The organism is Caballeronia sp. SEWSISQ10-4 2 (genome assembly GCF_030464885.1).
Taxonomy (GTDB): domain Bacteria; phylum Pseudomonadota; class Gammaproteobacteria; order Burkholderiales; family Burkholderiaceae; genus Caballeronia.
Genome location: NZ_JALPRJ010000066.1, coordinates 1 through 24,624 on the forward strand (window position 1 = coordinate 1; position 24,624 = coordinate 24,624).

The 24,624-nt window shown below is 59.9% G+C and carries 24 protein-coding genes; 13 read left to right on the forward strand and 11 right to left on the reverse strand.

Going from position 1 to position 24,624, the window contains the following annotated elements; all coding sequences use genetic code 11:
* Window positions 1-139 precede the first annotated feature (139 nt).
* Window positions 140-2,455: an FdhF/YdeP family oxidoreductase gene (locus M0D69_RS32670; RefSeq protein ID WP_301785974.1), complete on the reverse strand. Its 2,316-nt coding sequence runs from the start codon at window positions 2,453-2,455 to the stop codon at window positions 140-142.
* A gap of 160 nt (window positions 2,456-2,615) precedes the next feature.
* Between M0D69_RS32670 and M0D69_RS32675 the strand changes: the two genes are divergently transcribed.
* The 3 genes from M0D69_RS32675 to M0D69_RS32685 all read left to right on the forward strand — a co-directional run bounded on the left by M0D69_RS32675 (window position 2,616) and on the right by M0D69_RS32685 (window position 6,469).
* Window positions 2,616-4,046, forward strand: a complete 1,431-nt coding sequence (locus M0D69_RS32675) for a PLP-dependent aminotransferase family protein (RefSeq protein WP_301785975.1) — start codon at window positions 2,616-2,618, stop codon at window positions 4,044-4,046.
* Between the two features lie 16 nt (window positions 4,047-4,062).
* Window positions 4,063-4,353 (forward strand): ArsR family transcriptional regulator, encoded by a 291-nt coding sequence (locus M0D69_RS32680; protein WP_301785976.1) that lies wholly within the window; start codon window positions 4,063-4,065, stop codon window positions 4,351-4,353.
* Window positions 4,354-4,768: 415 nt separating this feature from the next.
* A complete protein-coding gene (locus M0D69_RS32685; protein WP_301785977.1) occupies window positions 4,769-6,469 on the forward strand; it encodes a methyl-accepting chemotaxis protein in 1,701 nt (566 codons plus the stop codon).
* 88 nt (window positions 6,470-6,557) lie between these two features.
* On the opposite strand, the gene M0D69_RS32690 is transcribed toward M0D69_RS32685, so the two are convergent.
* Both M0D69_RS32690 and M0D69_RS32695 read right to left on the reverse strand, forming a co-directional pair.
* Complete coding sequence (locus M0D69_RS32690) at window positions 6,558-7,067, reverse strand: DUF1993 family protein (RefSeq protein WP_301785978.1); 510 nt, start codon at window positions 7,065-7,067, stop codon at window positions 6,558-6,560.
* A gap of 299 nt (window positions 7,068-7,366) precedes the next feature.
* Window positions 7,367-7,807, reverse strand: a complete 441-nt coding sequence (locus M0D69_RS32695) for a helix-turn-helix domain-containing protein (RefSeq protein ID WP_301785979.1) — start codon at window positions 7,805-7,807, stop codon at window positions 7,367-7,369.
* A gap of 121 nt (window positions 7,808-7,928) precedes the next feature.
* Between M0D69_RS32695 and M0D69_RS32700 the strand changes: the two genes are divergently transcribed.
* Window positions 7,929-8,693: an SDR family oxidoreductase gene (locus M0D69_RS32700; protein WP_301785980.1), complete on the forward strand. Its 765-nt coding sequence runs from the start codon at window positions 7,929-7,931 to the stop codon at window positions 8,691-8,693.
* Window positions 8,694-9,017: 324 nt separating this feature from the next.
* On the opposite strand, the gene M0D69_RS32705 is transcribed toward M0D69_RS32700, so the two are convergent.
* On the reverse strand, window positions 9,018-9,491 hold the full coding sequence (locus tag M0D69_RS32705) for a hypothetical protein (protein ID WP_301785981.1): 474 nt from the start codon (window positions 9,489-9,491) through the stop codon (window positions 9,018-9,020).
* 341 nt (window positions 9,492-9,832) lie between these two features.
* Between M0D69_RS32705 and M0D69_RS32710 the strand changes: the two genes are divergently transcribed.
* On the forward strand, window positions 9,833-11,344 hold the full coding sequence (locus M0D69_RS32710) for a sensor domain-containing diguanylate cyclase (RefSeq protein ID WP_301785982.1): 1,512 nt from the start codon (window positions 9,833-9,835) through the stop codon (window positions 11,342-11,344).
* Between the two features lie 53 nt (window positions 11,345-11,397).
* Here the strand turns inward: M0D69_RS32710 and M0D69_RS32715 are convergent, their stop codons facing one another.
* Window positions 11,398-12,288: a LysR family transcriptional regulator gene (locus tag M0D69_RS32715; RefSeq protein ID WP_301785983.1), complete on the reverse strand. Its 891-nt coding sequence runs from the start codon at window positions 12,286-12,288 to the stop codon at window positions 11,398-11,400.
* Window positions 12,289-12,383: 95 nt separating this feature from the next.
* Between M0D69_RS32715 and M0D69_RS32720 the strand changes: the two genes are divergently transcribed.
* Window positions 12,384-13,409, forward strand: a complete 1,026-nt coding sequence (locus M0D69_RS32720; protein WP_301785984.1) for a nitrilase-related carbon-nitrogen hydrolase — start codon at window positions 12,384-12,386, stop codon at window positions 13,407-13,409.
* Between the two features lie 147 nt (window positions 13,410-13,556).
* Window positions 13,557-14,270: a dienelactone hydrolase family protein gene (locus tag M0D69_RS32725; RefSeq protein WP_301785985.1), complete on the forward strand. Its 714-nt coding sequence runs from the start codon at window positions 13,557-13,559 to the stop codon at window positions 14,268-14,270.
* 50 nt (window positions 14,271-14,320) lie between these two features.
* Here M0D69_RS32725 and M0D69_RS32730 read toward each other — a convergent pair whose 3' ends face one another.
* The 6 genes from M0D69_RS32730 to M0D69_RS32755 form a co-directional block, all read right to left on the reverse strand.
* Window positions 14,321-14,815, reverse strand: coding sequence for a DUF3237 domain-containing protein (locus M0D69_RS32730; RefSeq protein ID WP_301785986.1), 495 nt, complete (start codon window positions 14,813-14,815; stop codon window positions 14,321-14,323).
* A 137-nt stretch (window positions 14,816-14,952) separates the two neighbouring features.
* A complete protein-coding gene (locus tag M0D69_RS32735) occupies window positions 14,953-15,273 on the reverse strand; it encodes an NIPSNAP family protein (protein WP_301785987.1) in 321 nt (106 codons plus the stop codon).
* A gap of 28 nt (window positions 15,274-15,301) precedes the next feature.
* Window positions 15,302-16,051, reverse strand: a complete 750-nt coding sequence (locus M0D69_RS32740; RefSeq protein ID WP_301785988.1) for an SDR family NAD(P)-dependent oxidoreductase — start codon at window positions 16,049-16,051, stop codon at window positions 15,302-15,304.
* 96 nt (window positions 16,052-16,147) lie between these two features.
* Window positions 16,148-16,795 carry a glutathione S-transferase gene (locus M0D69_RS32745; protein ID WP_301785989.1) on the reverse strand — a complete coding sequence of 216 codons (648 nt, stop codon included), beginning with the start codon at window positions 16,793-16,795 and terminating at the stop codon, window positions 16,148-16,150.
* A 91-nt stretch (window positions 16,796-16,886) separates the two neighbouring features.
* Window positions 16,887-17,633: an SDR family NAD(P)-dependent oxidoreductase gene (locus M0D69_RS32750; RefSeq protein WP_301785990.1), complete on the reverse strand. Its 747-nt coding sequence runs from the start codon at window positions 17,631-17,633 to the stop codon at window positions 16,887-16,889.
* Window positions 17,634-17,693: 60 nt separating this feature from the next.
* A complete protein-coding gene (locus M0D69_RS32755; RefSeq protein ID WP_301785991.1) occupies window positions 17,694-18,557 on the reverse strand; it encodes an alpha/beta fold hydrolase in 864 nt (287 codons plus the stop codon).
* A gap of 181 nt (window positions 18,558-18,738) precedes the next feature.
* Between M0D69_RS32755 and M0D69_RS32760 the strand changes: the two genes are divergently transcribed.
* The 6 genes from M0D69_RS32760 (at window position 18,739) to M0D69_RS32785 (ending at window position 24,529) form a co-directional block, all read left to right on the forward strand.
* A complete protein-coding gene (locus M0D69_RS32760; RefSeq protein WP_301785992.1) occupies window positions 18,739-19,629 on the forward strand; it encodes a LysR substrate-binding domain-containing protein in 891 nt (296 codons plus the stop codon).
* A gap of 241 nt (window positions 19,630-19,870) precedes the next feature.
* Window positions 19,871-20,248 carry a type II toxin-antitoxin system RelE/ParE family toxin gene (locus M0D69_RS32765; RefSeq protein WP_301785993.1) on the forward strand — a complete coding sequence of 126 codons (378 nt, stop codon included), beginning with the start codon at window positions 19,871-19,873 and terminating at the stop codon, window positions 20,246-20,248.
* Window positions 20,229-20,564 (forward strand): helix-turn-helix domain-containing protein, encoded by a 336-nt coding sequence (locus tag M0D69_RS32770; RefSeq protein ID WP_301785994.1) that lies wholly within the window; start codon window positions 20,229-20,231, stop codon window positions 20,562-20,564. Before M0D69_RS32765 ends, M0D69_RS32770 begins: the two co-directional genes overlap by 20 nt.
* Window positions 20,565-20,852: 288 nt before the next feature.
* Window positions 20,853-21,200, forward strand: a complete 348-nt coding sequence (locus tag M0D69_RS32775) for a YciI family protein (RefSeq protein WP_277032487.1) — start codon at window positions 20,853-20,855, stop codon at window positions 21,198-21,200.
* A 4-nt stretch (window positions 21,201-21,204) separates the two neighbouring features.
* Window positions 21,205-22,458 (forward strand): RNA polymerase sigma factor, encoded by a 1,254-nt coding sequence (locus tag M0D69_RS32780; RefSeq protein WP_301785995.1) that lies wholly within the window; start codon window positions 21,205-21,207, stop codon window positions 22,456-22,458.
* Between the two features lie 100 nt (window positions 22,459-22,558).
* The gene (locus M0D69_RS32785) at window positions 22,559-24,529 is read left to right on the forward strand and encodes an APC family permease (RefSeq protein WP_301785996.1); all 1,971 of its coding nucleotides are present in this window, start codon (window positions 22,559-22,561) and stop codon (window positions 24,527-24,529) included.
* Window positions 24,530-24,624: the final 95 nt, after the last annotated feature.

Below are 24,624 nucleotides of genomic sequence, written 5' to 3' on the forward strand. Positions count from 1 at the left end.
GCTAATAGTGATAAATAGAATAACTAACTTAAACCGACCGCAGGCCTAAGCAGCACCAACCCAGCACCGCCTCCGCCCACCCGCGCCAGCAGACCAAAAAACCAAACCCCGTCCACCGGCGCGAGCGAAAAACCACATCTCAAGCCGCTTCCAGCTGCTTCTCAGAAGCCCGCAACAACACCGGAATAGACTTCGACGTAGGCGTCCCCGCACCATCAGCAACACTCGACAACGGCACGAGCGGATTAGTTTCCGGATAATACGCCCCCAGACAACCACGCGGAATGTCATAAGCGACCAGCAGGAATCCCTCAGCACGCCGCTCGACGCCGTCGTCCCATACGCTCGTAATATCCACGCGTTGTCCCGCTTCGAAACCCAGCATCTCGATGTCCAACTGATTGACGAACAACACACGCCGTTGGCCATACACCCCGCGATAACGGTCGTCCAGACCATAAATCGTCGTGTTGTACTGATCATGGGAGCGGGTAGTCATGAGCGTCAGCAAACGCTCGCCATGAACGGTCCGGGCACGATGAATCGGGGTATCGAATTCGATCCTGTGCACCAGGAACTGCGCCTTGCCACTAGGCGTATTCCACACACGGTCGCGGGACGCCACGCCCAGATGAAACCCGCCCGGACGCTTGAGCCGTTCGTTGTAATCCTGGAAGCCGGGGATCACTTTCTCGATACCGTCGCGGATCAACGCATAGTCGTTCGCATGCGCAAGCCAGTCGACCTTCGCGCTGCCAAGCGTGGCCTGCGCCATGCGCGCGACGATCGCGATCTCCGACAACAAGTTCGGCGAAGCAGGGCGGTTCATGCCGTACGAAATGTGCACCATGCTCATGGAATCTTCCACGCTCACGCCTTGCGCCACGCCGTTCTGCATATCGATTTCAGTACGCCCAAGCGTGGGCAGGATTAACGCGTCGCGACCATGAATCAGATGGCTGCGGTTCAGCTTGGTCGTGATATGCACGGTCAGGTCGCACGAGCGCATGGCTTCCCACACACGTGGCGTATCGGGTGTCGCAATCGAGAAATTGCCGCCCAGTCCAATGAACACTTTCAACTCGCCAGCGATCATCGCCTCGATCGAACGCACGACGTCGTACCCGTGTTCGCGCGGCGGCTCGAAGTTGTAGACGGCGCCGAGCTGGTCGAGGAACGCCTGTGTCGGCCGCTCTTCTATGCCCACCGTACGGTCGCCCTGCACGTTCGAATGCCCGCGCACCGGGCATAGTCCCGCGCCAAGCCGGCCGATGTTCCCGCGCATCATCATCAGGTTCGACAGCAGTTGTACCGTCGGCACCGAGTTCTTGTGCTGCGTGAGGCCCATGCCCCACGTCGAGATCACGGCACGGCCTCGGGCGTAGATATCGGCGAGTTGCAGCACTTCGTCTTTCGGCACGCCCGATTCAGCGACGATCGCGTCCCAGCTTTCGGCGCGCAGATCCTCGGCGAAGGCGTCGAAACCCACCGTATGCTCAGCGATGAACTCCCCATCGAGCACGCGCGGCGCACCTTGTTCCAAAGCCGCATCGTCCAGTTCGATCACGCGTTTCGCCACGCCCTTGATCAACGCAAAATCCCCGCCGATCTTCGGCCGGATAAACACCGAACTGATTTTCGTGCTGCCGCCGGTGAGCATTTCAACCGGATGCTGCGGGCTCGCGAACCGTTCCAGACCGCGTTCACGCAGCGGGTTGATCGAGACGATCGTGGCGCCGCGTTTCGCGCACTCGCGCAGTTCTCCGAGCATCCGCGGATGGTTCGTCGCGGGATTCTGGCCGAAGAGCAGGAGGGTATCCGCGTGTTCGAAATCCTCGAGCGTGACGGTTCCCTTGCCCACGCCCACGGTTCCCGGCAAACCCCGGCTCGTGGCTTCGTGGCACATGTTCGAGCAGTCGGGGAAGTTGTTGGTGCCGTACATGCGCACGAACAACTGGTACAGAAACGCGGCTTCGTTGCTCGCGCGGCCCGAGGTGTAGAACGCGGCGCGATCGGGGTTGTCGAGCCGGTTCAGGTGGTCTGCAATCAGCGCGAACGCGTCATCCCACGCAATGGGCACGTAGCGGTCACGGGCGGTGTCGTAGACGAGCGGATCGGTCAGACGGCCATGCTGTTCAAGCTCGAAGTCCGATTCCTCCATCAATTGAGCGACGGTATGTTCTTCGAAAAACGCGGGCGTAACGCGCTTGCTGGTGGACTCGGCGGCCACGGCCTTGACGCCGTTTTCGCAGAACTCGAAGGTGGATGCATGCTCGCGATCCGGCCACGCGCATCCAGGGCAATCGAAGCCGTCCGGCTGGTTCTGGCCAAGCAACGAGCGGTAGTTCGCGCCCGACACTTTCTCCTTGAGCAGGTTGATGGCGACGTATTTCAGCGCGCCCCAGCCTGCGGCGGGGTGCGTGTACGGCTCAATGCGAGGTTCGTTTTTTTTCACAATGCCTGCCGCAGATTAATTAGGGTTTTCACCAATGATCGTAGGCTACTGTGTTCCAAAGATTCCGCGGTATACAGAAAAATAGATACACGAGGAGTACAGTTGTCGGCTCGCCCGGATCGAACCCGTTGTTTCGCCCCTTTTTAGTCATCCACCCATCGTGACGCTCTACGAAAAATTAGCCGCCGAGATCGAGGAAGCCGTGCGTCGCGGTGTGTTTGCCGTGGGTGAACGCGTGCCGTCGGTGCGTCAGGCAAGCGCCCAGCACGAGGTCAGCATCAAGACGGTCCTGCATGCGTATGCGTTGCTGGAAAGCAGGGGTGTGCTGGAAACCCGGCCGCAGTCGGGCTACTTCGTGCGCGAACTGCCTTCTGCACACGCGGTCAGTCCGGTGGCCTCGCAACCGCCTCCGGTCGCGTCGACAGTCGACGTCAGCCGCCTCGTCCTGTCCACGCTTCGCTCGATCCGTTCGCAGGACGCCACGCCTTTGGGTTCCCCTTATCCCGATCCATCGCTGTTCCCGTGGCGTCAAATCAATCAACTGGCAAACGCCACCGCGCGCCGGCATTCGAGCTGGAACCTGATGGACGACTTGCCGCCCGGCAACCCCGAGCTGATCCGCCAGATCGCGCGGCGTTACGCGGAGAACGGCGTGCCCGTCGATCCCGATGAGATCGTTATTACTGTCGGTGCCACCGAGGCCATCAACCTGAGCCTGCAGGCCGTGGCGAAACCGGGCGATACGGTCGCGGTCGAATCGCCAACCTATTACGCAATGCTCCACGCCATCGAGCGGCTCGGCATGCGGGCGATCGAAGTGCCGACACATCCGGCCGAAGGTATCGACATCGACGCGCTCGCGACGATCATTCGCGAACACAGGATCGCGGCGTGCATGGTCATGCCGAACTTCCAGAATCCCCTGGGTTTCGTGATGTCCGACGCGAACAAGGAACGGCTTGTCGACCTGCTCGCCGCGCATGAAATCCCGGTCATCGAAAACGATGTGTACCAGGAGTTGTATTACGGCGAAGCACGGCCGTCCGCGCTTAAGAACTTCGATAAAAAGGGGCTGGTGCTGCACTGCGCGTCGTTTTCGAAGAGCCTGACGGCGTCCTACCGGATCGGCTGGGCGATGCCCGGGCGCTACCGGCGCGAGGTGGAGAAACTCAAGTTCCTGAACACGCTGACCACGCCGTCGGTGCCGCAAATCGCGGTGGCCGACTATCTTCGGCGGGGCGGTTACGACCGGCATCTGCGGCATGTGCGCAAGGTGTACCGGCAGCAGGCGCGGCTCATGATCGCAATGGTCAAGCGCTTCTTTCCCGACGGCACGCAAATGTCCGCGCCGATGGGCGGTTACGTGCTGTGGGTCCAGTTGCCCGATAACGTCGATTCGATGTTGCTCTACCAGGTCGCGCTCGAACGCGGGATTACGATCGGGCCGGGCACCATGTTTTCATCGCGCGATGCCTTCCGCCATTTCATCCGGCTCAACTACAGTTATCCGTGGAGCGCGCAGACAGAAGCAGCGTTGAAGACGCTCGGCGAACTGGTCGCGGGCATGGAGCGTGGGAAAAACAGGGACTAAAAAAGGGACTAAAAGCATGGACGATGAAATCGACCCGGCGCTGATCGCGATCCTCGCCCAGTTATGGCGGGCCGCGCAGGAGACACCCGGGCGGGCGTGGTCGCTCGCGAAGTTATCGAAGCAATCGGGCGTGCCGATGAGCAGCCTGAGACGTCACCTCACCGCACTGTCCGACGCGGCGTTGCTCGGCCCCACCGCCAGCGACGAAAGCGCTACCGGCACGCCCACAGCCTCGCTGAGCGAGGCTGGGCGGGAACTGTGCGCGCAGTTGTTTGCGCGATCGGCACCCGATGCAGCCGAATCATGAGCGATCGATACCGGGTACGTGTGCATTTGGCTAGAAATTGTCGTTCGGTCACAACAAGGCGCGAGTTATCGGTCTCCAAACGATACAAATATTTCTCCGATGTAAGGAATATCGAATTATTTTGCGCGGCGATCGATAAAGGGGAAAAGTACTCAGAACCGCTTACTCGCGGGCGGGAATGTTCCATTTTTTACCGATTTTCCATCTCAAACACGTTATTTTTACTGAAGCCTAAAGAATCCCGCAGACGTGCGACGATCATCCATACAACTATTACATATTAAATTCAATAACTTAGAAAAAGAGCCTCATCTTTACACTTCCCTCGGTCGCCTTCAAAACTGAAAGCTTGTTTCAGGAACTCGTTATTGCTCCGTAATTGTGTTCATCGTTGATTACACAGGAGAGCATTGAGATGAATCTGAGCAACTTCAAAATAGGCACCCGGCTCGGAGCGGGTTTTGCAGCAATTCTGGTGTTGTTGTGCACGGTCGGCGTGCTGACGCTCTGGCAAGCGTCACGCATCTACGCAGGCACGCGCGAGCTGGGCGACGACTGGCTCCCTAGCGTTCAGGCAGCCGGCAGCATGCAGGCGTATGCCAACAATGTGCGCCGCACGTCATTGCGCTCAATCCTCGCTGTCGACGCGAAGGACAAGCAGGAACAACGGGCGGCGCACGACGCGTTCGTCGTCAAGCTTGATGCGGTTTTTGCCGGCTACGAGAAGCTGGTGTCCTCGCCGGAAGAGCAGCAAATCTTCGACAACATCAAGCGCGCGTGGGCGCGCTACGCGGCCATCGACACGAAGGTTCTCGACCTGTCCGACAAAGGCGATGCCGGATTCAACGACGCCCGTGCGCTCTCGAGCGGTGACGCCGCCTCCGCGTTTGGCGACGTGCTCAAGCTGATCGAAACGGATATCGAACTCAACCGCAGCGGTGCCGTTAAGGAAGTCGAACACGCCGCGTCGACTTATGACAGCGCCATGCTCAGCACAGGCGTACTGATCGCCATCGCGATGCTCGCGGGCGTAGCGATCGGCTGGCTGGTCACGCGCTCCATTACCGCTCCGATCCGGCGCGCTGTTGTGATTGCAGAGACCGTCGCTCGCGGTGACCTGACCGCGAAGATCGAAGTCTCGGGCAAGGACGAAGCCAGTCAGCTGTTGGCCGCCATGCGTCATATGAACGAACGGCTGGTCGACGTGGTGGGCCGGGTCCGCACCAGCAGCGACAGCATCGCCACCGGTTCAGCGCAGATTGCAGCAGGTAATACCGATCTCAGCCAGCGTACCGAAGAGCAGGCTGCATCGCTGGAAGAAACCGCCGCGAGCATGGAGCAACTCACCGCGACGGTGAAGCAGAACGCAGAGAATGCGCTGCAGGGGAATTCGCTTGCGGTGAACGCGTCCGAGACGGCCGTGCGCGGAGGCGAGGTCGTCAATCGCGTGGTCCGGACCATGAGCGAAATTTCGAGCAGCTCGGAACAAGTGGCGGAGATCATCACGGTGATCGAAGGCATTGCATTCCAGACGAATATCCTCGCGCTGAATGCGGCGGTTGAAGCGGCACGCGCCGGCGAGCAAGGCCGCGGCTTCGCGGTGGTGGCGGGCGAGGTGCGTACGCTGGCTCAGCGCAGCGCGTCGGCGGCCAAGGAGATCAAGGACCTGATCGGCGCCTCGGTGGAGCGCGTGAAAACCGGCTCGCAGCTCGTTGACGAGGCGGGGCGCACGATGGGCGAGGTGGTGCAGTCAGTCAAGCGTGTGACGGACCTGATGGGCGAGATCAGCGCGGCATCGGGTGAGCAGCATACCGGCATCGAGCAGGTCAATCAGGCGGTCATGCAGATGGACGAGGTGACGCAGCAGAACGCGGCGCTGGTTGAAGAAGCGTCCGCCGCGGCGCAGTCGATGGCGGCTCAATCGGGCACCTTGCGCGAGCTCGTGTCGGTCTTCAGGATCAGTGCTTCCGATCCGGTTGGGCAGACCGTCACGACCGTCGATGCGGTTCCGGTGACAAGGCGGCCTGCGAGTAAAACCAAGCCGGCAAAACGGCCGGCTGCGGCTGGCAGGATTGCGCCGGTCCCGGTCAAGGATCCGGAATGGCAGACCTTCTGACCGGTTGATTGGCGGCTGATGGACTGCTGATCGGCTGCCTGCGACGGACTTGACCCGGTCCGTCGCAGGCAGCCGCGAGTGCCGTCGATTAGTAAGCGCCCATGTAGTCGCGCTTGCCGATCTCCACGCCGTTGTGGCGCAAGATCGCATACGCGGTCGTGACGTGGAAGAAGAATTGCGGCAGGCCGTAGTGTTGCAGATACGCGCTTCCAATCAGCTTCTTCTCTTTCGGCGTGCCCGGACGCAGCACGATTTCCTTGTTTTCGCCGCCTTCGAATTGCGCGGCGTCTAACGTGCCGATGTAAGCCAACGCTTTGGCAATAAGCGCTTGCAGGTCGGCAAACGTCACTTCAGTATCGGGCCACGACGGCACTTCCACGCCGGCGAGGCGGGAGCTCACGCCCTTGCTGAAGTCGGCGGCGATCTGCACCTGGCGCACGAGCGGGAACATGTCCGGGAACAGGCGTGCCTGCAGGAGCGCGTTCGGGTCGATATTCTTCTCGGCGGCGTGCGTTTCCGCCTTCCTGAGCACCTCGGACAAGGCGGTCAGCATTTGCTTGAAAACCGGGACGGATGCGCTGTAGATGGAGATGGTCATGATCACTCTTTCGGTCTTTCAGTTGATGTAAGGTGCCGCCGCGAACAAAACCGCACCGGCTTGTTTAATTCTGTTTGATGCTGGACGGGTTGACCGTCGTATTCGGTTAAGAAGCGGTTGGCTTCACGCGTAAAACTCGTCGTTGTCATAGCGCTTCACTCCGCCAGGTATCGCTGTCACGCAGCGATACGATCGGCCGGATCGCTTTCCTTTATCCGGCATGCCCGGTGCCGCGCCAGATTATAAGCGTGCTGCGGCGAAACCCTGCGCGCCGGGTTTCACTCCGTCGGAGTAAGCCTTCAGGCGATGCGTTGGGATTTTTCGTCGAAGCTGTTGCGGGCCTTCTCGACCTGCCTGAGGTTTTCTGCTGCCCACACCCACACGCCGCAAAAGGCCGCGCCAAGACTCATGCCGAGCTGCGTCAGTTCGTATTCGACTTTTGGCGGCACAACAGGATGCACGGTCCGTGTAATCAGGCCATCGCGTTCCATGTGGCGCAGCGTCTGCGTGAGCATTTTCTGGCTGATGCCGTCGACTCGTTCGCTGATTCGAGTAAAGCGCATGACACCTTTTTCGGCGAGGACTTCGATGATCAACATCGTCCACTTGTCGGCAACGCGGCCGATGAGATCGTTCACTAAAGCCTGGATTCGAGGGTCGAGGTCATCGGGCGGCGTGCTGGCCGCATACCTCTTTGCCCGCGCAATTTGCTCGTCCGTGAACTGAGGGATTTTCTGCATCTTTTACGCTCTCCTTGCGGTGAGTATGGCACTTTTCGGTGCCTTCTTTCTCATTGAGAGTGACGCTCCTATACTCGGCGGCGCGGTCCAGCAAACAACCACGCAAGACAAGGAGTCTCCAATGAAGCTCGAACGAAAGACCATTTTGATCACGGGCGGGACTAGTGGCATTGGATTTGAACTGGCGAAGCAACTGCTTCAGAGGAACAACACCGTGATCGTCACCGGCCGGGATCAAGACAAGCTCGACGCCGCCATACAGGCGCTGCCTGATGTCCACGCGTTCCAGAGCGATGTCGGAAGTCCGGAAGCGATCGATGCATTGCATGACCGTGTGCTCGAGCAATTTCCTGCGCTCGATACGCTCGTCAACAATGCGGGGATCATGCGCAATCTCAATCTCAACCGGGAGCGCGATCTGAACGACGTGACCCGCGAGATCGAGATCAACCTGAGCGGGCCGGTGCGGATGATCCAGCGGTTCTTGCCGCATCTCAAGACGCGCAAAGACGCGCTTATTGTCAATGTGTCGTCCGGCCTCGCTTTCATCCCTTATCCCGCGTCGCCGGTCTATTGCGCCACCAAGGCTGCCATTCACTCGTTCACCCAGTCCCTGCGCGTGCAACTCCGCGGCACGTGCGTGACCGTGATCGAACTGGCTCCGCCCGCCGTCGAGACGCCGCTGCTTCGGGGCGAATTCGAGGCGGAGATGAAAGGGCAGAAGGGCATGGATGCAAGGGTTCTCGCGCAACGGGCGATTGCAGAGATTGAAGCGGGCAAGCTGGAGATTCGCCCGGGCCTTAGTAACGTGCTGAAGGCCATGAGCCGGATCGCGCCGCAACTCATGTTCAGCCAGATGGTGAAGATGACGAAGATCGAGGCGTGAGCCGGCTTCTGAAGACAGGCTCGCTTCGCCATGCGGTGGCCAATAGTGAATGGTACAGGCCTTGCTTAGCCACAGCCCGTGATTAGGAGTCGCATTTAATGCGTATCGATGCCGTGAAGAAAGGGCGCAACGCTATCAAGACAAACCCTGCCTGAAAGAACACGCGGAGAAAACAGGGCGGCACCGCGCTCTTGCGGGAGGCGCAGTGCAGCGAGAAAAGCTGACCGATAACGCGCGGCCAGCATCGATCATTTGAAGCGGCGTCCAGCTTCAATAAGCTCGAGATCCGGTCAGCTAAAGACGAGCGCAAGCTATTACACCGTCTTACGCAGGCGCGTCGGCCGCAACTTTTGAGTAGTCGCAGAACCCCCGGAAATCGTTCGCTAATATCTGCAATAGCGCGGTGCCTTTACGTCCGGTCGTGCGATACAGTTCACCGTCGCGACGGCCCGCATCCACGCCGATCCTGAAAGCCTCGGAGCCCGCGATCAAACCATCGATCGATGCGCTGAGAGAGGCCGGACTGTCAGGAAACATCAATGTGACGATGAGGCCAGTGGCAGCGATCGATACATCCGCGTCATCAACTTGCCACGCGGTGCAGATCGGCAAGCAAAATCCCTGGAGATAACCGACCAGCTTCGCTTCCAGCTCATCGGGCAGAGCGCTGTAAGCGAGTTCGGAACGTGCAATGGTGGGAAGGACGAGCGCCGCGACAATTGCTGCTATTTTGCGTGCGGTCGCGAGTGCTTTGGTTTCCTGCGTCACTTCATGGACTTCATATAGTCGCTGGAACATCAACGTCTCCTTATGAACATGGTTTTCCAGAAAACACCTGGCATGGGGTTGATGGAATATGATGCGTATCGCGGGAGACAGCGGTTGAGGTCGCACATTTTCCATTGAAAACCCGCCCGCCAATAATGGCGTGTGCATGACTGCATGGCAAATGAACCCCAAGGCGGGTGGCGGCTGGTAACGCCGGCGGTGAAACCGGCGGCGAAGCGTTTTCGATGGAGACAGGCGGGACGTCGGTTAGACGTGAGTTGGACGTGAAACCCTCGGTGCACTGATGCCGATCCGGCGGGGCCAAGGACGAAAACGATGCTCCCTCTCAGACAGAAAAGACCGCAATTACAATGAGAAAAGCAGAGCAATCCAGCTGCGCCGGCATCACGAATCGCTTGAAGCATGGGCTGTCGACGTCCGTTGCAGTCGCTTCGTGCGGTGTGCTCGTCGCCGGAATCATGATGGGTTTATGCTGCGTAGTCCTGTATCAGAGCCGTCAGGATGCGCTGGATCATACGCGCGACACCTTGCGCGATATCGCCGTCATTGCCCAGCGTGATATCGAGCGCAATCTCGAACTGTACGAACTGTCGCTGCAAGCCGTGGTAGATGGGCTTCAACAACCGGACGTGATGATCTTGCCGCCGCATTTGCGCCGGGAAGTACTCTTCGACCGCGCGGCCAGCGCGAAATATCTCGGTTCGATGCTGGTCATGGACGAGCTCGGAAACGTCGTCATCGACTCCGGCAGCGATACGCCGAGAACCGGGAATTTCAGCGACCGCGAGTATTTCAAGGTTCAACGCGACAACCCCAATGCGGGCCTCTATATAAGCGATCCTTACTTGTCTCGCCTGCGCAACGGTACACCGAGCATCGGCCTGAGCAGACGGCTTTCTCACCGGGATGGATCGTTTGCGGGGATCGTGTTTTTGGCGGTGAATATCGCCTATTTCCATGACTTGTTTGCGGGTTTGTCGCTGGGTCCGCATGGATCGCTGTCGCTGATCGGAAAAGATGGAGCCATGCTGATGCGGCAGCCCTACGATCCCAAGGTGATCGGACGAAACATCAAGAACGCAGCCACCTTCCGGCGTTTTATGTCAGCACCGGAGGGGAGCTTTAGCGAAACGGCGTCAATCGATGGCGTGCGGCGGCTGTATTGGTTCGCCAACTTCCCGCGTTCTCCGCTGATCATCATGGCGGCTGCGTCCGAGGAAGATATCTACGCGCCATGGCGGCGCCGCGCCTTGACGATCGGGTCGCTGATGGCCATGTTCGGCGCGGCGTTCATCGCGCTGTCCGTCATGCTCGGCATACAGTTGCGGCGGCGCTTGCGGGCTGAGTCGGAGCTGCAGATGCTGGCGAGAACCGACGGTCTTACCGGGTTGAATAATCGTCGCAGTCTGGGAGAGATTCTCGAACTGGAGTGGCGCCGCGCCAAACGCTCACAAAATGTCCTGTCGCTGTTGTTCGTCGATATCGATCGATTCAAGGCCTACAACGACACTTATGGTCATCAGGCCGGCGACGATACCCTGGCGGCCGTCGCACGATGCATCGCCGACAACATCCGGCGTCCGGCCGACAGCGCCGCACGCTATGGAGGGGAGGAGTTCATTGTCGTCCTTCCCGATACGTCGGCGGCGGGCGCCTCGTTTATCGCTGAAAAGATCCGCTCCGCCATCTGCGCATGCCGGATCGAGCACGCGGGCAGCGAATTTGGATGCGTGACAGCGAGTATTGGCGCGGTGAGCCGTGAACCGCAAATCGACGACGATTTGACAACGGTGGTCAAAGCTGCCGACGAAGCCTTGTACAACGCGAAGGCGACTGGTCGGAACAAGGTATCGACTGCCTAGGGCGGTGCCTGTTAATCGGCCCCGACTGGTCTGGCAGCGCGGGTCGGTTTTAATCAACTGATGATTCGGGAAGCGCGCATTGTCGCCACGCGGACGAATTCAATGAAACGCGTCACTACCGCGTCATCGCGAGTCGTATGCCACGCTAGCCCGACTTGCCAACGGGCGGCCGCATCGCGCAAGGGCAGAACCCTGGCGTCCCGCAAAAGGTACTTTGCTCCGGACGGCAAGAATGCAGCGCCCACGCCTGCTGCGACAGCGGCAAGAACGGACTGAATATCGTCGGTTTGCTGAATCACCCGAGGCCCGAAGCCATGCTCACTACACCAGTGATCTATCTGTGCTGCCAAGCCGGGGCCACGGCTGCGCGCGAGCGCGATCAACCCGGGTTCGTTAAGCTCGTTCAGATTTGATGGAAGGCGCTTCCATCTTGCGTGCTGAGGCACAGCAAGCGCCAACGTCTCGCTCAGCACCGGAAAACACGATAACCCGCTGTCAGCCGGCATGCGGAGGAAGCCGACGTCGAGCTTCCCTGCGAGAAGCCGGCGGGTTTGCTCGGCCGAAGAAAGATCATTTAGCGAAACGCTGACGTTCGGATTAAGTCTTCGAAATTCGGCGATCAGTTGGGGCGCTAAGGTCAAGGTAGAGAGCCCGAGACCTACACGCAAATACCCACGCTTTCCACTGCTGGCTTCACGCGCACGTGCGACGAGTTCGTCCGCGTCGCGTACCAGTGTTTCCGCGCCGGGAAGGAACTCCGCACCGAATGAAGTCAGTTCAGCGCCGTGTCTGCCGCGTTCAAAAAGCCGCGCACCAAGGGTGCTCTCCAAGGCCGCAATCTGCTTGCTAAGGGCGGGTTGGGTGACATTGAGCGCTTCGGCGGCACGCCCAAAATGGCGGAGTTCCGTAACGGTAAGGAAGGCGCGTAGAAGTTTAAGTTCCATTCCAGACAGTGATTGAACAGGTCAAATGATTCATTTTACTTATTGAAGGTCGGGCAGTCCAATAGACTCCTTGCTCAAGTCAAGTGGTGCCCGACATGTCCGTATCTCCGTCTCCCACATTCCAGGTTGCATCGGTCCCGCTCATCTCGCTGCGCGGCAACGCGTCTCAAAACGTCGCGAACGTTTCAGCCTGGCTCGCAGATGCCGCGCTCAAAGGGATCTCGCTGGTTGTCTTTCCCGAAGCCAGCCTGGTTGGATACGGCGATACCCTGCACCTTCGTCGCCGCGAACTCGCCACACTCGCCGAGCCGCTCGACGGTCGTTCGATCGAGGCAGTCGCTAATGCAGTCGAGCGTACCGGCGTAGCTGCGGGCGTCGGATTCATCGAGCGTGCGCCCGACGGGAAGTTTTTCAACAGCTATGTGGTTTGCATTCCGGGCGGGTTGCGTCGTTGTCATCGCAAACTGCACGTCGTCGAGCATCCCGGCATCGAGTGTGGCGAGCAGTACACCGTCCTGGATACGAAGTGGGGCGTTCGCATCGGCATTCTCATCGGCGCTGACAATTATTTGATCGAGAACGTTCGCATGACGGCGCTGATGGGCGCGACCTTGCTCGTTGCTCCGCACCGGATGATCGGCTCGGACGGCCAGGGAGATACTTCGCTACAGCGGTTTTTCCCGGAGCGGCGATCCCGGCCGCGCGCAGACCATGGCGCAGTGACCGCAGAGAGCGCTGGCGGAGCAGACTGGCTGCGCCGGTCGCTGATGGCGCGAGCGTCCGATAACGGGATGTTCGTCGTCTTTAGCGACGGCTCGGACACTGGCGACAATCAATCTTCGCCTGGAAACGGGATGATCATCGATCCCTGGGGACGAGTTCTAGCCGAGAGCGCGTCCTCGTCCTCGTCCAGCGCGATGGTTTCCGCAGCAGTGGATCCCGGCCTCATAGCGGGAAGCGTTGGCCAGAAATGCTTGGCGGCCCGTCGCTCCGACGTTTACGGGCCGATCAGTCGCCCGATGCTAGAACCCAGTGACGCGTTTGAGGAACGCCGCAGCACCGCCTCAAGAGGCTCGATCGCAATGAGTTTCGCTCAGGTCAGCCGTGCTCGCGGGATTTAGCGCTTCGTAGAATCGATGAAGACGTGCACGTGCTTGTGTCGAGGAGAACTGGCCATTGCTGGATAGTCTTGACGAGTCGTGGTGGCCGTCGGCGTATTTTCGCCGCTGGCGCTATGCTACCGGTTCCGCCTAATCGAGGACCATCTCATGACACAGTCGCAAGGATCCGTGATCACCTTTCGCCGCCCTGACGGGCAGGACATCCAGGGTTACTTGGCCAAGCCGCAGAAACTCGAGGGTGCGCCCGCCATCGTCGTGATTCAGGAGTGGTGGGGTTTGAACGACCAGATTCGCGGCGTGGCGGACCGGCTCGCGCAATCCGGTTATCTGGCGTTGGTGCCCGATCTTTTCCGCGGGAAATCGACCGTGGAAGAGGCCGAGGCGAACCACCTGCTGAGCGCGCTCGACTTCGGCGACGCTGCCGGTCAGGATGTTCGTGGCGCCGTGCTGTATTTGAAAGAGCATTCGGAGCGGGTCGCGGTGACCGGCTTTTGCATGGGCGGCGCGCTCACGTTGCTGGCGCTAAGCAATATCCCGGAGGTGTCGGCCGGTGTGGTGTGGTACGGCTTCCCGCCGCTCGAGTACATCGATGCATCGAAGATCAAGGTTCCCGTGCTGGGACACTGGGCCACGCAAGACGCTTTCTTTCCCACCGAAACGGTCGAAGCATTGAAAACCAAGTTGACCGATGCCAAGGTGGACGTGGAGTTTCATCACTACCTGGCGCACCATGCGTTCGCCAATGAAACAGCACTCGGGCCGGGCCGTATTGCCAGGACGCAGTTCGATCCGGTCTGGTCGCAGTTGGCTTGGGACCGCACGCTGACCTTTCTCGGCCGCACGATGTGGCCGCAGAAGTAGGCTCGTGGTGAAGACGCCAGCGGTGCGTGCGCCGCGCTGACGTGTCCTGTTCACAAGACTTCAAACACGCTGTAGACCGGCCCATGCGCGAACCGGTGGCCGGTACCCACCGCGATGATCTGGTTCAGCCACTCATACTTTCCGGCAGGCGCCTCGAAGATCGGGTTGATGCGGAAGTAGTAGCTTGCCGGGTCGACTTCCTCGCCTTTTTCCAGTCGCTGCATGATGTCGGCAGGACCGTGACGCACGCCCCGATAAGCCATCATGATGTGCACGCCGTCGCCGGTTTGCAGGACCAGGCGCACGTCGAGCGTGGTGCTGGCGTCGCTGCGCACGGTTTGCCAGTCGCTGCCGCCGTCCAGCACCTTGCCCGACAGCCGCTCGCCGGCGAACGTTCCTGACGGCACGATTCCTATCCGGCGAAATGGCCCGGGTGTCTCTCCGACGATGACAATCGGCTTGACATCGAGACGCATGACGAACAGGGGTTGTGTTTGCACGCTCTTGAGCGGTGCGGGCAGGTCATTGAAGAGTGGGGTAGACATTACGTTCACCATTACCGTTAATCGCATGGGCGTCAGTCCCGTGCGGTGATTCAGGGCTCACCCGGAACAACCAGCGTGCCCGGCTGAACGAGATGAAATGGCCGTTGTGACGAAGCGCTTGCCTTTGCACGTTCGCGTTACTGCAACGGCGAGAAGTCCGTCGGCCTCATGATCCGCGACTCCATGCCGACGAGAATGTCCAACGCTTTCACCTTGCCTCCGAATGCCTGCCAGCGAGGATCGGCCGCCATCCTGTCGCGGCGCTCAAGGCGATCGTCAAGGCTCTTGTAAGCCCAGATATGAACGACCTGGCTGATGTCGCCAATCTCAGTCGTGAAGAAGCCGATCAGTTTGCCAAGATATTCCTGCTGAATCGGCAGAGCCTCGGTCTTGTATAACGCGAGCCATTCGGCGGTGCGCAGTGGCTTGAAGGTATAGGTCCGGATTTCATAGAGCATGGGTATCTCCAAGGTGTGGTGAAAGAGGTTAGGAAGCCGTTCTTCCGCCATTGACCCTGAGGACCTCACCGGTCATGAAGCTCGACTTGTCGGACGAAACGAACAGGATCGCGTCGGCCATTTCCTCCGGCGTTCCGGCTCGTTTAAGCGGGACGCCCGCAAGAAAGGCAGCCTTGCGTTCGGCGTTTACCGTCAGGCGGTCGAGCATGGCAGTTTGCACAGGACCGGGCGCGACGGCGTTGACGCGCACGCCGAACGCCGCCGCTTCGAGCGCTGAGGACTTGGTCAGTCCCTCTACCGCGTGCTTGCTGGCTACGTAGATCGACGCGCCCGCTGCGCCACGCGCGCCCATTGTCGACGAGATGTTGACGATGCTGCCGCTGCCCTGCGCCGACATCACGCGCAATTCGTGTTTCATGCCGAGCAGCGTGCCGAGCACGTTGGTGTCGAAGACGGCGGCATACCGTTCGGGAGTCTGCTCCATGACGGGTGCCGATTCACCTTCCGAGCCTGCAGAATTGACCGCGACGTCCAGTCGCCCGAAGCGGGCCACGGTGCCGTCGACGAGATTGCGCACCTCGTCCTCGAAGCGGACATCCGCCTGAATGAATTCAGCTTCGGCGCCGAGTGCGATGAGCTCCTCGGCGAGTTTTCGGCCCTCTTCAGCCCGGCGCCCCGACACGACAATACGTGCGTTCTCGCGGGCGAATGCAAGTGCGGCCGCGCGGCCAATGCCGGTCAGTGCGCCAGTGATGAGTACAACGGGTTTGCTGGTCATTTCGATTCCTTGATTGAACAGTGCAACGGCGAAGAAAATCTCCGCAGTTGATAAAATCCAGATAAGTTTTTTCGTTGTGGCTACGTCATGAATACGTCATGCAGCGGCGCTCGGCCGGACCGATACTTCGTCATACCATCGCTGAAATGCGGTGTGTTCCGCTGGAATGGGCATCTTCAGTGCGTTGGCTGCGAAGTCGACCGTAACCAGTGTCGTGATATCCGCCGCAGAGAATTCATCGCCGGCGACGTACTGCACCGTCTCCAACCGCTCATTGAAGTCCGCGAAAAAGTTGGCCACGCGTTGTTTGCTTCGCTCGACCAGTTCGGGAATCTGGTCATAGGCGTGCGGACCTGACAGCGCACGGCCTTTCAGTCCGGGGACCGCGTTGCGCACGCCTTCCATCACCGGCGCGAAGCCGTCCAGTTCTGCGCGGCGTTCCCACATCGCGACGAGCGCCTTCGACGTAGCTGTCGTGCCTAGCAAGGGCGTCTGCGGATACGCTTCTTCCAGATAACGCCAGATCGCAAGCACTTCTGTGATGACTGGGCCGCCGGCCAATGCCAAAGCCGGCACCTGGCTACGCGGATTGACGGCGCGGTAGGCATCGGAGAACTGTTCTTTGACGCCCAGGTCGACAGGCTTCATCGGAATATCGATTCCCTTTTCCGCGATGAAGAAACGCACGCGCCGCGCGTTGGGGGATCCTTTTGATTCGTACAGTACGGGTGTGGCGGTTGTCATTTCGAATCTTCCTTTGGATGCATTATTTAAATGTGGATACCTAATCAACAAGCTTTATCCCAGGCATTGAAAATACTTGAATCCGTTCGGCTCATAGTTTCGAGCCACCGTCGACGCGCAGCGTTTCCCCAGTGATCCAGCGCGCCGCATCCGATGCGAGAAACGCGACCGCACCGCCAATGTCATCGGGTTGTGCAACGCGTTTCAACGCCTGCATGCCGAGCGTTGAAACGCGTCCCGCATCGGTCTTCGCGAAGCTCGCCATGTCGGTTGCAACGACACCGGGCGCAACCGCATTCACGCGGATGCCACGTTCGCCGAGCGCGGAAGCGAAATGCTTGACGAGCGTGTCGACCGCGCCCTTGGTAGCCGCGTATGCCGGGAACGTGCCTACCGCGGCATGTGCCGCGAGAGAAGATAGTAGAACAACGCTGCTACCTTTGCACATCACAGGCAGTAACTGCTGCACGAGGAAATAGGGCGCGCGTACGTTCACGGCGAACAGGTCGTCGAAATCTTCAACGGTCGTTTCCTCGATGCTCGCCGACTTTGAAATGCCGGCGTTTGCCACCAGAATGTCCAGTCGATGACCCACTACAGCGCGTACGCGCTTGGCAAGCGTATGCGGGCCGTCTGCATCGCGCAGATTCGCAGCGACTTTCTGGGCGTTGCCGCCGCCCGCACGAATCTCGGTAACGACAGCGTCCGCTTCCTTTTCGCCGCTGCTGTAGTGCACCAGCACCTGCGCGCCTTGTTTCGCGAGTGCAAGTGCGCTGGCCCGGCCGATGCCGCGTGAAGCCCCCGTAACAAGAGCGGTCTTTCCGGAGAGGCTGGTCATGACGAGACCCCAGTAAGTTGAATGAAAAGCAAACGGACGGCTCGGAGCGTGAGCCTTGGCTCAGGCGCGTTCGCCACTCTCGGACAGGAACTGCGCGACGTGTGTCACGAAGCGCTCGGGATACTGGTACAGCGAACCGTGGTTCGCATCGGGGTAAATGATCAACTGCGCGTTCGGAATGTTCTGCTGCAGGATCCACGAGTTGATCGAGTAGATGATCACGTCGTTATCGCCGTTGATCACGAGCGTGGGCTGAGCGAGCGCCTTCAGGTAATCGAAAGGGTTCTCGCGCGGCGCGCCCCATTTGGCGAGCGCGGCAAGTTGCGCCGGTGCGACCTTGTCGTTGGCTTCGGGATCCCGCTCTTCAGTGCGCAGGCGGAAGCGCTGCAGAAATTTGCGGCCAGCCGCCTGGCTCGCCTCCGACGGCGAGAAGTGCACACGTAGCCACAGATGATCGGGCTCCTCGTAAGCCGCGCCGAAAATATCCTGTGCCTCGGGCGTCAGCGATTGCATGCCTTCGCCGCTGCGCGGGCCGGTGCCGACCAGGACCAGGCGGCGCACGAGTTGCGGTTCGAGCAGCGCCAGTTGCTGCGCAATCAGGCCGCCCATCGAAAAACCGAGCACGTCGACTTGCGTGAGACCCAGTGCCTTGATGAAAGCCGCGGCGTTGGCGGCCATCTCTTCAATCGATTGCGGCACTTCGCCGGAGGTGCTGGAAATGCCGGCATTGTTGAACAGGATCACTTCGCGATCCTGGGCAAGACCATCGGTGACGGCCGGGTCCCAGTGGTCCATCGTTCCGGTGAAGTGGATGTTGAACACGAGCGGCACGCCCCCAGTCTTGCCGAAGCGCCGATAGGCGAAGCGGATGCCGTTCGCATCGACGAATTGCGTCGGGGTGGTCTGGTGGGTAAAGCGAGTCATGGCGGTTCTCCGATATAGATGAAAGGCATGGAGCGCGACAGATTCCACGCCATTGCGATGAACGGGTCATCGCCGTTTCGTCGCTGCCTGATGCGTAATCTAGTGATATCTTGAGGAAAGGAAAAAGACTTTGTAGGCTGGCGGGCATGCCTGTCAGGCATGGGCAAATCAAAGAGGATCTATGGAGCTTCGACATCTGCGATATTTCCTGGCCGTCGCGGAGGCCGGCAGCCTGACCGTTGCAGCCGAACGTCGCTTGCATACGTCGCAACCATCGCTTAGCCGGCAGATCCGCGATCTGGAAGACGAGGTCGGTATGGAGCTGTTCAACCGTAGTGCGCGCGGGGTTGAACTGACCGCGGCGGGCAAGGCTTTTCTCGACCATGCGCGGCTCGCGCTGACGCAGGTCGACGCCGCCATCGAGGCAGCGCGCCGAGCCGCGCAGCCCACGAAACAAGTCTTCGCGCTCGGCTTCCTGACCGGCCAGGAAATGACCTGGCTGCCGCGCGCCATGCAGGTGCTTCGCGATGAACTGCCGAACATCGACGTGACGGTGTCGAGCCACTATTCACCGGATCTCGCCGATGCACTCGCGCGTGGAAAACTCGACCTGGCGTTTCTGCGTGCCGAACCGGGGTTCGATCTCGAGTACCGGGTGGTCAGCCGCGAAAAGTTCATTGCGCTCATGCCGAGCGATCATCGGTTGACCGGGCGAGCGACGATCCGACCGGAGGATTTCGTGGGCGAGCCATTCATCATGGCGTCAAACAAGGCGAGGGTGGCGCACGCGGTGATCGTGCAGTATCTGCAGCAGAGCGGGGTCAATATCACGCCCGAACACGGGGTCGATAATCTGGCAATGGCCATGTCGCTGGTCGCGTCCACGCGCGGGCTCGCGCTGATGCCGGAGTATGCGAACAACCTGCTGCCGTGGTCGGTAGTCAGCCGGCCCCTTGAAGGCGATGCGCCGACGATCGATCTGGTCATCGGCTATAGCAAGTCGAACACCTCTCCTGTTCTGAAGTTGTTTCTTTCGCGAGCGGATGAGTTGAAGGTTCATGCCGCGACTTGATGGTGATGAGGGATGGGTGTTGTTACTCGACACTGTCGTTAGCCCGCAAGGCGCTACTTTCATGAGACTATGAGCAACCCGGACAGGGTGTAGGAATGCCCGGAAAACTTAGGATCACTAGTCGTCTTTCATTGAATAGTGATGCTCGAATATAACGACGTCACCAACAGTGTCGAGCGCTCTGTATGCACTCGTTCACAGTCTTATTTGTAGTTTATACTATTTAAGGTATAATACGTGTATGGTAGGCCAACAGAAGTCGCTCGTTTGGATCGGTAGCAGTAAGAGAGACTTGATAGGGCTTCCAATAAATGTGCGCAAGTTCTTCGGGCATGCACTGGATTTCGCCCAGCGAGGTAGCCAGCATGGCGCCGCCAAAGTTCTCAAAGGCTTCGGTGGGGCTGGGGTCTTGGAGGTCGTTGAAGATGACGCTGGCGGCACCTATCGCGCCGTCTACACGGTGAAGTTTCAGGAAGCGGTATTTGTGCTGCATTGCTTTCAGAAGAAGAGCAAGAGCGGAATCGCCACACCCAAGGAAGATATGGATATTATTCGTGCCAGGCTGAAGGTTGCCGAAGCGCTGGTGAAGGAGCTACGAGATGAGAAAGCGAATCGTTGACGGTATCGAGGTCGAGACGGGTTCCGGCAACGTTTTTGCCGACTTGGGCTTTGCAGATGCCGAAAAGCTCAAGATCAAGTCGGGCCTTGTGATTGAAATTACCAAGGCCGTGCGCAAGCTCGGGCTGACTCAGGAAGAAGCTGCCCGCCGTATGGGAATTGCTCAGCCCAAAGTATCGGGCCTGCTGAGGGGGGACTTCTCTAACCTCTCTGAACGCAAGCTGATGGATTGCTTGAATCGACTCGGCTACGACATCGAAATCAAGATCATACCTGCCAAGGAGCCTATTGGTCACTTGTCGCTGGCCGTGGCGTAGAGTCAAGCTGTTCCGAGTAATTTTTTTAGTGCTATAGCACCCGGCGCTCTGATTGCTTCGAAGGTCAACTCGACGCCCTTCGATTTTGCAGTCGATTAATCGGCTCCCAAACTGGCGACGAGCCCGCCATTCGGCAGTTGGTTTAATCGCCCCGCAGTTCCCCGTCCAACCTTCCAACGCACCCGACTTTTTTTACCTACCATGTATAAATCCCGCTAAGCCGCGCGACATTGTCAAGGCTAGGCAATGGTGTCTTGCCGTCAAAGACAAGGAGTTATCGTGGAATACATGCTGCTGATTTTTCGGAGCGAGGCCGAGCTGCAAGAGATGAGCCCGGCGCAAGGCGCGGAAATGACTGCTGCCTTCGGTGCCTATACCGAAGCGCTGCAAAAGGCCGGGATCATGCGTGGAGGAGCGCGGCTAAGGCCGGTAGAGACGGCTACGACTGTACGTGTCCGGTCGGGCGAGACCAAGGTGCTTAACGGTCCCTACGCCGAGACGCGGGAAGAGCTGGGCGGCTACTACATCATCGACGTGCCTGACCTGGATACCGCGTTGTCATGGACTGCCCGATGTCCTGCTGCCAGCTACGGCACGATGGAAGTACGGCCGATCTGGCCGCTTGGGCAGGACTGAGCTCGTGTTGCCGGGCGACGGTGAAGCGGATCAAGCGGCAAGGGCGGCAGAGGCGGCAGCGCGGCGCAGCTATGGCAAGCTGATCGCGTTTCTTGCCGCCCGCACTCGCGATGTGGCGGGGGCGGAAGACGCGTTGTCCGAAGCCTTCGCCACCGCCCTCACTGACTGGCCGATGCACGGCGTGCCGCAGAATCCGGACGCGTGGTTATTCACGGTCGCGCGCCGAAAGATGGTCGATGCGGCACGCCGGCGGCGTCTTGGAGAGGACGCGGCGGGATACCTGCAGTGGCTCGCCGAACTGGCGAGCGACGAGGATGGCGAGCCGGTGATACCCGACGAGCGCCTGGGCCTCATGTTTGCCTGTGCTCATCCCGCGATCGAGCGCGGCGTGCGCGCGCCGCTGATGCTGCAGGCGGTGCTCGGCTTCGACGCCGCGACGATCGCCTCGGCGTTCCTGACGGCGCCCGGCACGATGGGGCAGCGCCTCGTGCGCGCGAAGAGCAAGATCCGCAATGCCAACATCCGCCTTGGACTGCCTGACCAGACGATGCTGGCCGAGCGTCTGGACACGGTGCTCGAAGCCATCTATGCAGCGTATTCGGAAGGGTGGGCTGATCCTGAGGGGAGCGACGCACGCCGTCGCAATCTTGCGGACGAGGCGATCTGGCTGGGCCGGCTTGTCGCTTCGTTGTTGCCGGATGATGCCGAGGCGCTCGGACTACTGGCGTTGATGCTGCACACGCATGCCCGGCGCGCGGCAAGGCGAGGTGCCGATGGCTCGTACGTGGCGCTGAGCGACCAGGATGTGCGGTTGTGGGACCTGGCCATGATCGACGAGGCGGAGGAACTGCTGTCGCACGCAAGCCGGGGTGGCAAGCTCGGGCGGTACCAGTTGGAAGCGGCCGTGCAATCCGCTCATGCAGTGCGGCGGCGCGGCGGCCAGTCTGACTGGGCGGCTATCGTGCAACTGTATGACGTCTTATGCCAGTTGATCGACTCCCCGGTGGCGATGCTCAACCGGGCCGTTGCAATCGCCGAGATACAGGGCGCAGCGATGGGACTCGCGGCACTCGATGATTTGGCAGGGGACGCGCGGCTGTCGGAATACCAGCCCTACTGGGCTGCGCGCGCGGAACTATTGACACGAAACGGTAGCGCAGAGGCAGCGGCAGAAGCGTACCGGCGCGCCATCGGCCTCGAGCGCGATCCCGCAGTGCGCCACTTCCTGCAGCAACGCGCCGGGACTGTTGGCGGCTAGATTACGGAAAACCAAACACTGCGTAAGAAAGCGAATTTGGCGGCCTCGACGTTCTCGCTCACAATAATATTTCCCGCTTCTGGATCAATTCGGAGACGCCATGGCTGCCGTTCACAAGATCTGGAGCCTGCTGGTCGGCAAGCCGCTCGATCCTCTCGATCCGCGCACGCGCCATGCCATTGCCGTCACGCCGCTACTCGCATGGGTCGGGCTCGGTGCGGACGGACTGTCTTCCTCCTGCTATGGTCCTGAAGAAGCGTTCCTGGCGCTCGGTCAGCACACGCCGCTCGCGCTGATTCTCGCGTTCGCGACCGCGGCGACCGTTTTTGTCATCGCGCTTGGCTACAACCAGGTCATCGAACTGTTTCCCACTGGCGGTGGCGGCTATCGCGTCGCTACCGCCTTGCTGGGGTCGAGCCCGGGGCTCGTCTCAGGGGCAGCGCTCCTGGTCGACTATGTACTGACGATCGCGACGTCGCTTGCGAGCGGCGTCGATGCGTTTTTCAGCCTGTTGCCTGTTAGCGCGCAGGCATTCAAACTCGCCACCGAACTGACGCTGATCGTCCTGATGACCGGGCTGAATTTTCGCGGCATGAAGGAGTCGACCCTGGTGCTGGTGCCGATTTTTCTCGGTTTTGTCGTGCTCCATCTTGGACTGATCGTCTATGGCGTAGCCGTCCACGGCGATCAGCTGGTGGCCGTTGTGCCAGGCGCTGTGGCGGAAGCGCACACCATGTCGCATACGCTCGGACCGCTCGTGGTCATAGCCCTGCTGATGCGTGCGTTTTCGTTAGGTGGCGGTACTTACACAGGCCTCGAAGCGGTGTCGAACAACGTCAACATGCTGGCCGAGCCGCGCGTGCCGAACGGCAAGGTGACGATGTTCTACATGGCGACGTCGCTGGCGTTCACGGCGGGCGGCATCATCCTGCTTTACATGTTGTGGCAGGCCCGGCCGGTTGAGGGCCAAACGCTCAACGCCGTGGTCTTCGGCAGCGTGATCGACCATCTGGGACTCGGATCGGCGTTCGCGCGTCATGCACTGCTGGCCGTGGTGCTGGCCCTCGAAGCGGGACTGTTGCTGGTCGGTGCGCAAACGGGCTTTCTCGACGGTCCGGCGGTGTTGTCGAACATGGCCTCCGATTCCTGGGTGCCGCGCCATTTCCGCGACCTGTCGACGCGGCTCGTCAGGCAGAACGGCATCGTCGTCATGGGGATCGCGAGTCTGGTGATCCTGTTCTGGACGCACGGCAACGTGGACATCCTCGTCGTGCTTTACAGCATTAATGTGTTCCTCACGTTCAGCCTGTCGTTGCTTGGCTTGTGCACGTACTGGTGGCTTCATCGCCGTGACGGTAAAGGCTGGGTGAGACCGTTTGTGCTGTCGGCGCTTGGTCTCTCGGTGACCAGTACCGTGCTGGTCATTACGCTGGTCGAGAAATTCACGGCAGGTGGCTGGCTGACGGTGCTGGTCACGAGCGCGGTGATCGTCGCGTGCTTCTTGATCAAACGTCACTACAACGACACACGTGCGCAACTCGCCAGGGAGGACGCAATCTTTAGCGACATGCCGCCTGCAACCGATGAAACCACGTTGGCTAACCCGGACCCGTCTCAGCCGACAGCCATCCTGCTGGTCGGCAAACATCGCGGTGCAAGCATGCACGCGCTTCTGTGGGTCAACCGGCTGTTCCCTGGCCACTTCAAGAGCTTCATATTTCTCGCCGTGGGCGAAGTCGATGCGCAAAGTTACGAAGGCGCCGAACATCTGGATCGTCTGCAGAAAACGATCAGGTCGTCGCTCGAGTACTACGTCGCGCACTGCCGCCGGCATGGCATTCCGGCCGATTACCGGATTGGCTTCGGCACGCACCCGATTGGAGAATTCATGAAGCTAACCGAGACCACGATGGATGAGTTTCCAAACAGCGTGTGCTTTGCCAGCAAACTGATCTTCAAGAGGGTCAATTTCCTGACGGCGTGGTTGCACAACCAGACACCCGTCGAGATCCAGACGCGCCTGCACCAGCAGGGCAGGCAGATGGTGCTGTTGCCAATGAACGTAGGATGATCTTGCTGGCGCCGTGGCGAGTTACGCCAAGCGCCAGCGTTCCCTTCATGCGGGTGCGCCATACAGTCTGTGCAGTTCGAGATTCACCTTGATCA

Coding starts and splice junctions, on each gene's coding strand:
- M0D69_RS32680 (WP_301785976.1), top strand. CDS start 4,063: ATGGACGATGAAATCGACCCGGCGCTGATCGCGATCCTCGCCCAGTTA.
- M0D69_RS32685 (WP_301785977.1), top strand. CDS start 4,769: ATGAATCTGAGCAACTTCAAAATAGGCACCCGGCTCGGAGCGGGTTTT.
- M0D69_RS32690 (WP_301785978.1), bottom strand. CDS start 7,067: ATGACCATCTCCATCTACAGCGCATCCGTCCCGGTTTTCAAGCAAATG.
- M0D69_RS32695 (WP_301785979.1), bottom strand. CDS start 7,807: ATGCAGAAAATCCCTCAGTTCACGGACGAGCAAATTGCGCGGGCAAAG.
- M0D69_RS32700 (WP_301785980.1), top strand. CDS start 7,929: ATGAAGCTCGAACGAAAGACCATTTTGATCACGGGCGGGACTAGTGGC.
- M0D69_RS32705 (WP_301785981.1), bottom strand. CDS start 9,491: ATGTTCCAGCGACTATATGAAGTCCATGAAGTGACGCAGGAAACCAAA.
- M0D69_RS32710 (WP_301785982.1), top strand. CDS start 9,833: ATGAGAAAAGCAGAGCAATCCAGCTGCGCCGGCATCACGAATCGCTTG.
- M0D69_RS32715 (WP_301785983.1), bottom strand. CDS start 12,288: ATGGAACTTAAACTTCTACGCGCCTTCCTTACCGTTACGGAACTCCGC.
- M0D69_RS32720 (WP_301785984.1), top strand. CDS start 12,384: ATGTCCGTATCTCCGTCTCCCACATTCCAGGTTGCATCGGTCCCGCTC.
- M0D69_RS32725 (WP_301785985.1), top strand. CDS start 13,557: ATGACACAGTCGCAAGGATCCGTGATCACCTTTCGCCGCCCTGACGGG.
- M0D69_RS32730 (WP_301785986.1), bottom strand. CDS start 14,815: ATGTCTACCCCACTCTTCAATGACCTGCCCGCACCGCTCAAGAGCGTG.
- M0D69_RS32735 (WP_301785987.1), bottom strand. CDS start 15,273: ATGCTCTATGAAATCCGGACCTATACCTTCAAGCCACTGCGCACCGCC.
- M0D69_RS32740 (WP_301785988.1), bottom strand. CDS start 16,051: ATGACCAGCAAACCCGTTGTACTCATCACTGGCGCACTGACCGGCATT.
- M0D69_RS32745 (WP_301785989.1), bottom strand. CDS start 16,795: ATGACAACCGCCACACCCGTACTGTACGAATCAAAAGGATCCCCCAAC.
- M0D69_RS32750 (WP_301785990.1), bottom strand. CDS start 17,633: ATGACCAGCCTCTCCGGAAAGACCGCTCTTGTTACGGGGGCTTCACGC.
- M0D69_RS32755 (WP_301785991.1), bottom strand. CDS start 18,557: ATGACTCGCTTTACCCACCAGACCACCCCGACGCAATTCGTCGATGCG.
- M0D69_RS32760 (WP_301785992.1), top strand. CDS start 18,739: ATGGAGCTTCGACATCTGCGATATTTCCTGGCCGTCGCGGAGGCCGGC.
- M0D69_RS32765 (WP_301785993.1), top strand. CDS start 19,871: ATGGTAGGCCAACAGAAGTCGCTCGTTTGGATCGGTAGCAGTAAGAGA.
- M0D69_RS32770 (WP_301785994.1), top strand. CDS start 20,229: ATGAGAAAGCGAATCGTTGACGGTATCGAGGTCGAGACGGGTTCCGGC.
- M0D69_RS32775 (WP_277032487.1), top strand. CDS start 20,853: ATGCTGCTGATTTTTCGGAGCGAGGCCGAGCTGCAAGAGATGAGCCCG.
- M0D69_RS32785 (WP_301785996.1), top strand. CDS start 22,559: ATGGCTGCCGTTCACAAGATCTGGAGCCTGCTGGTCGGCAAGCCGCTC.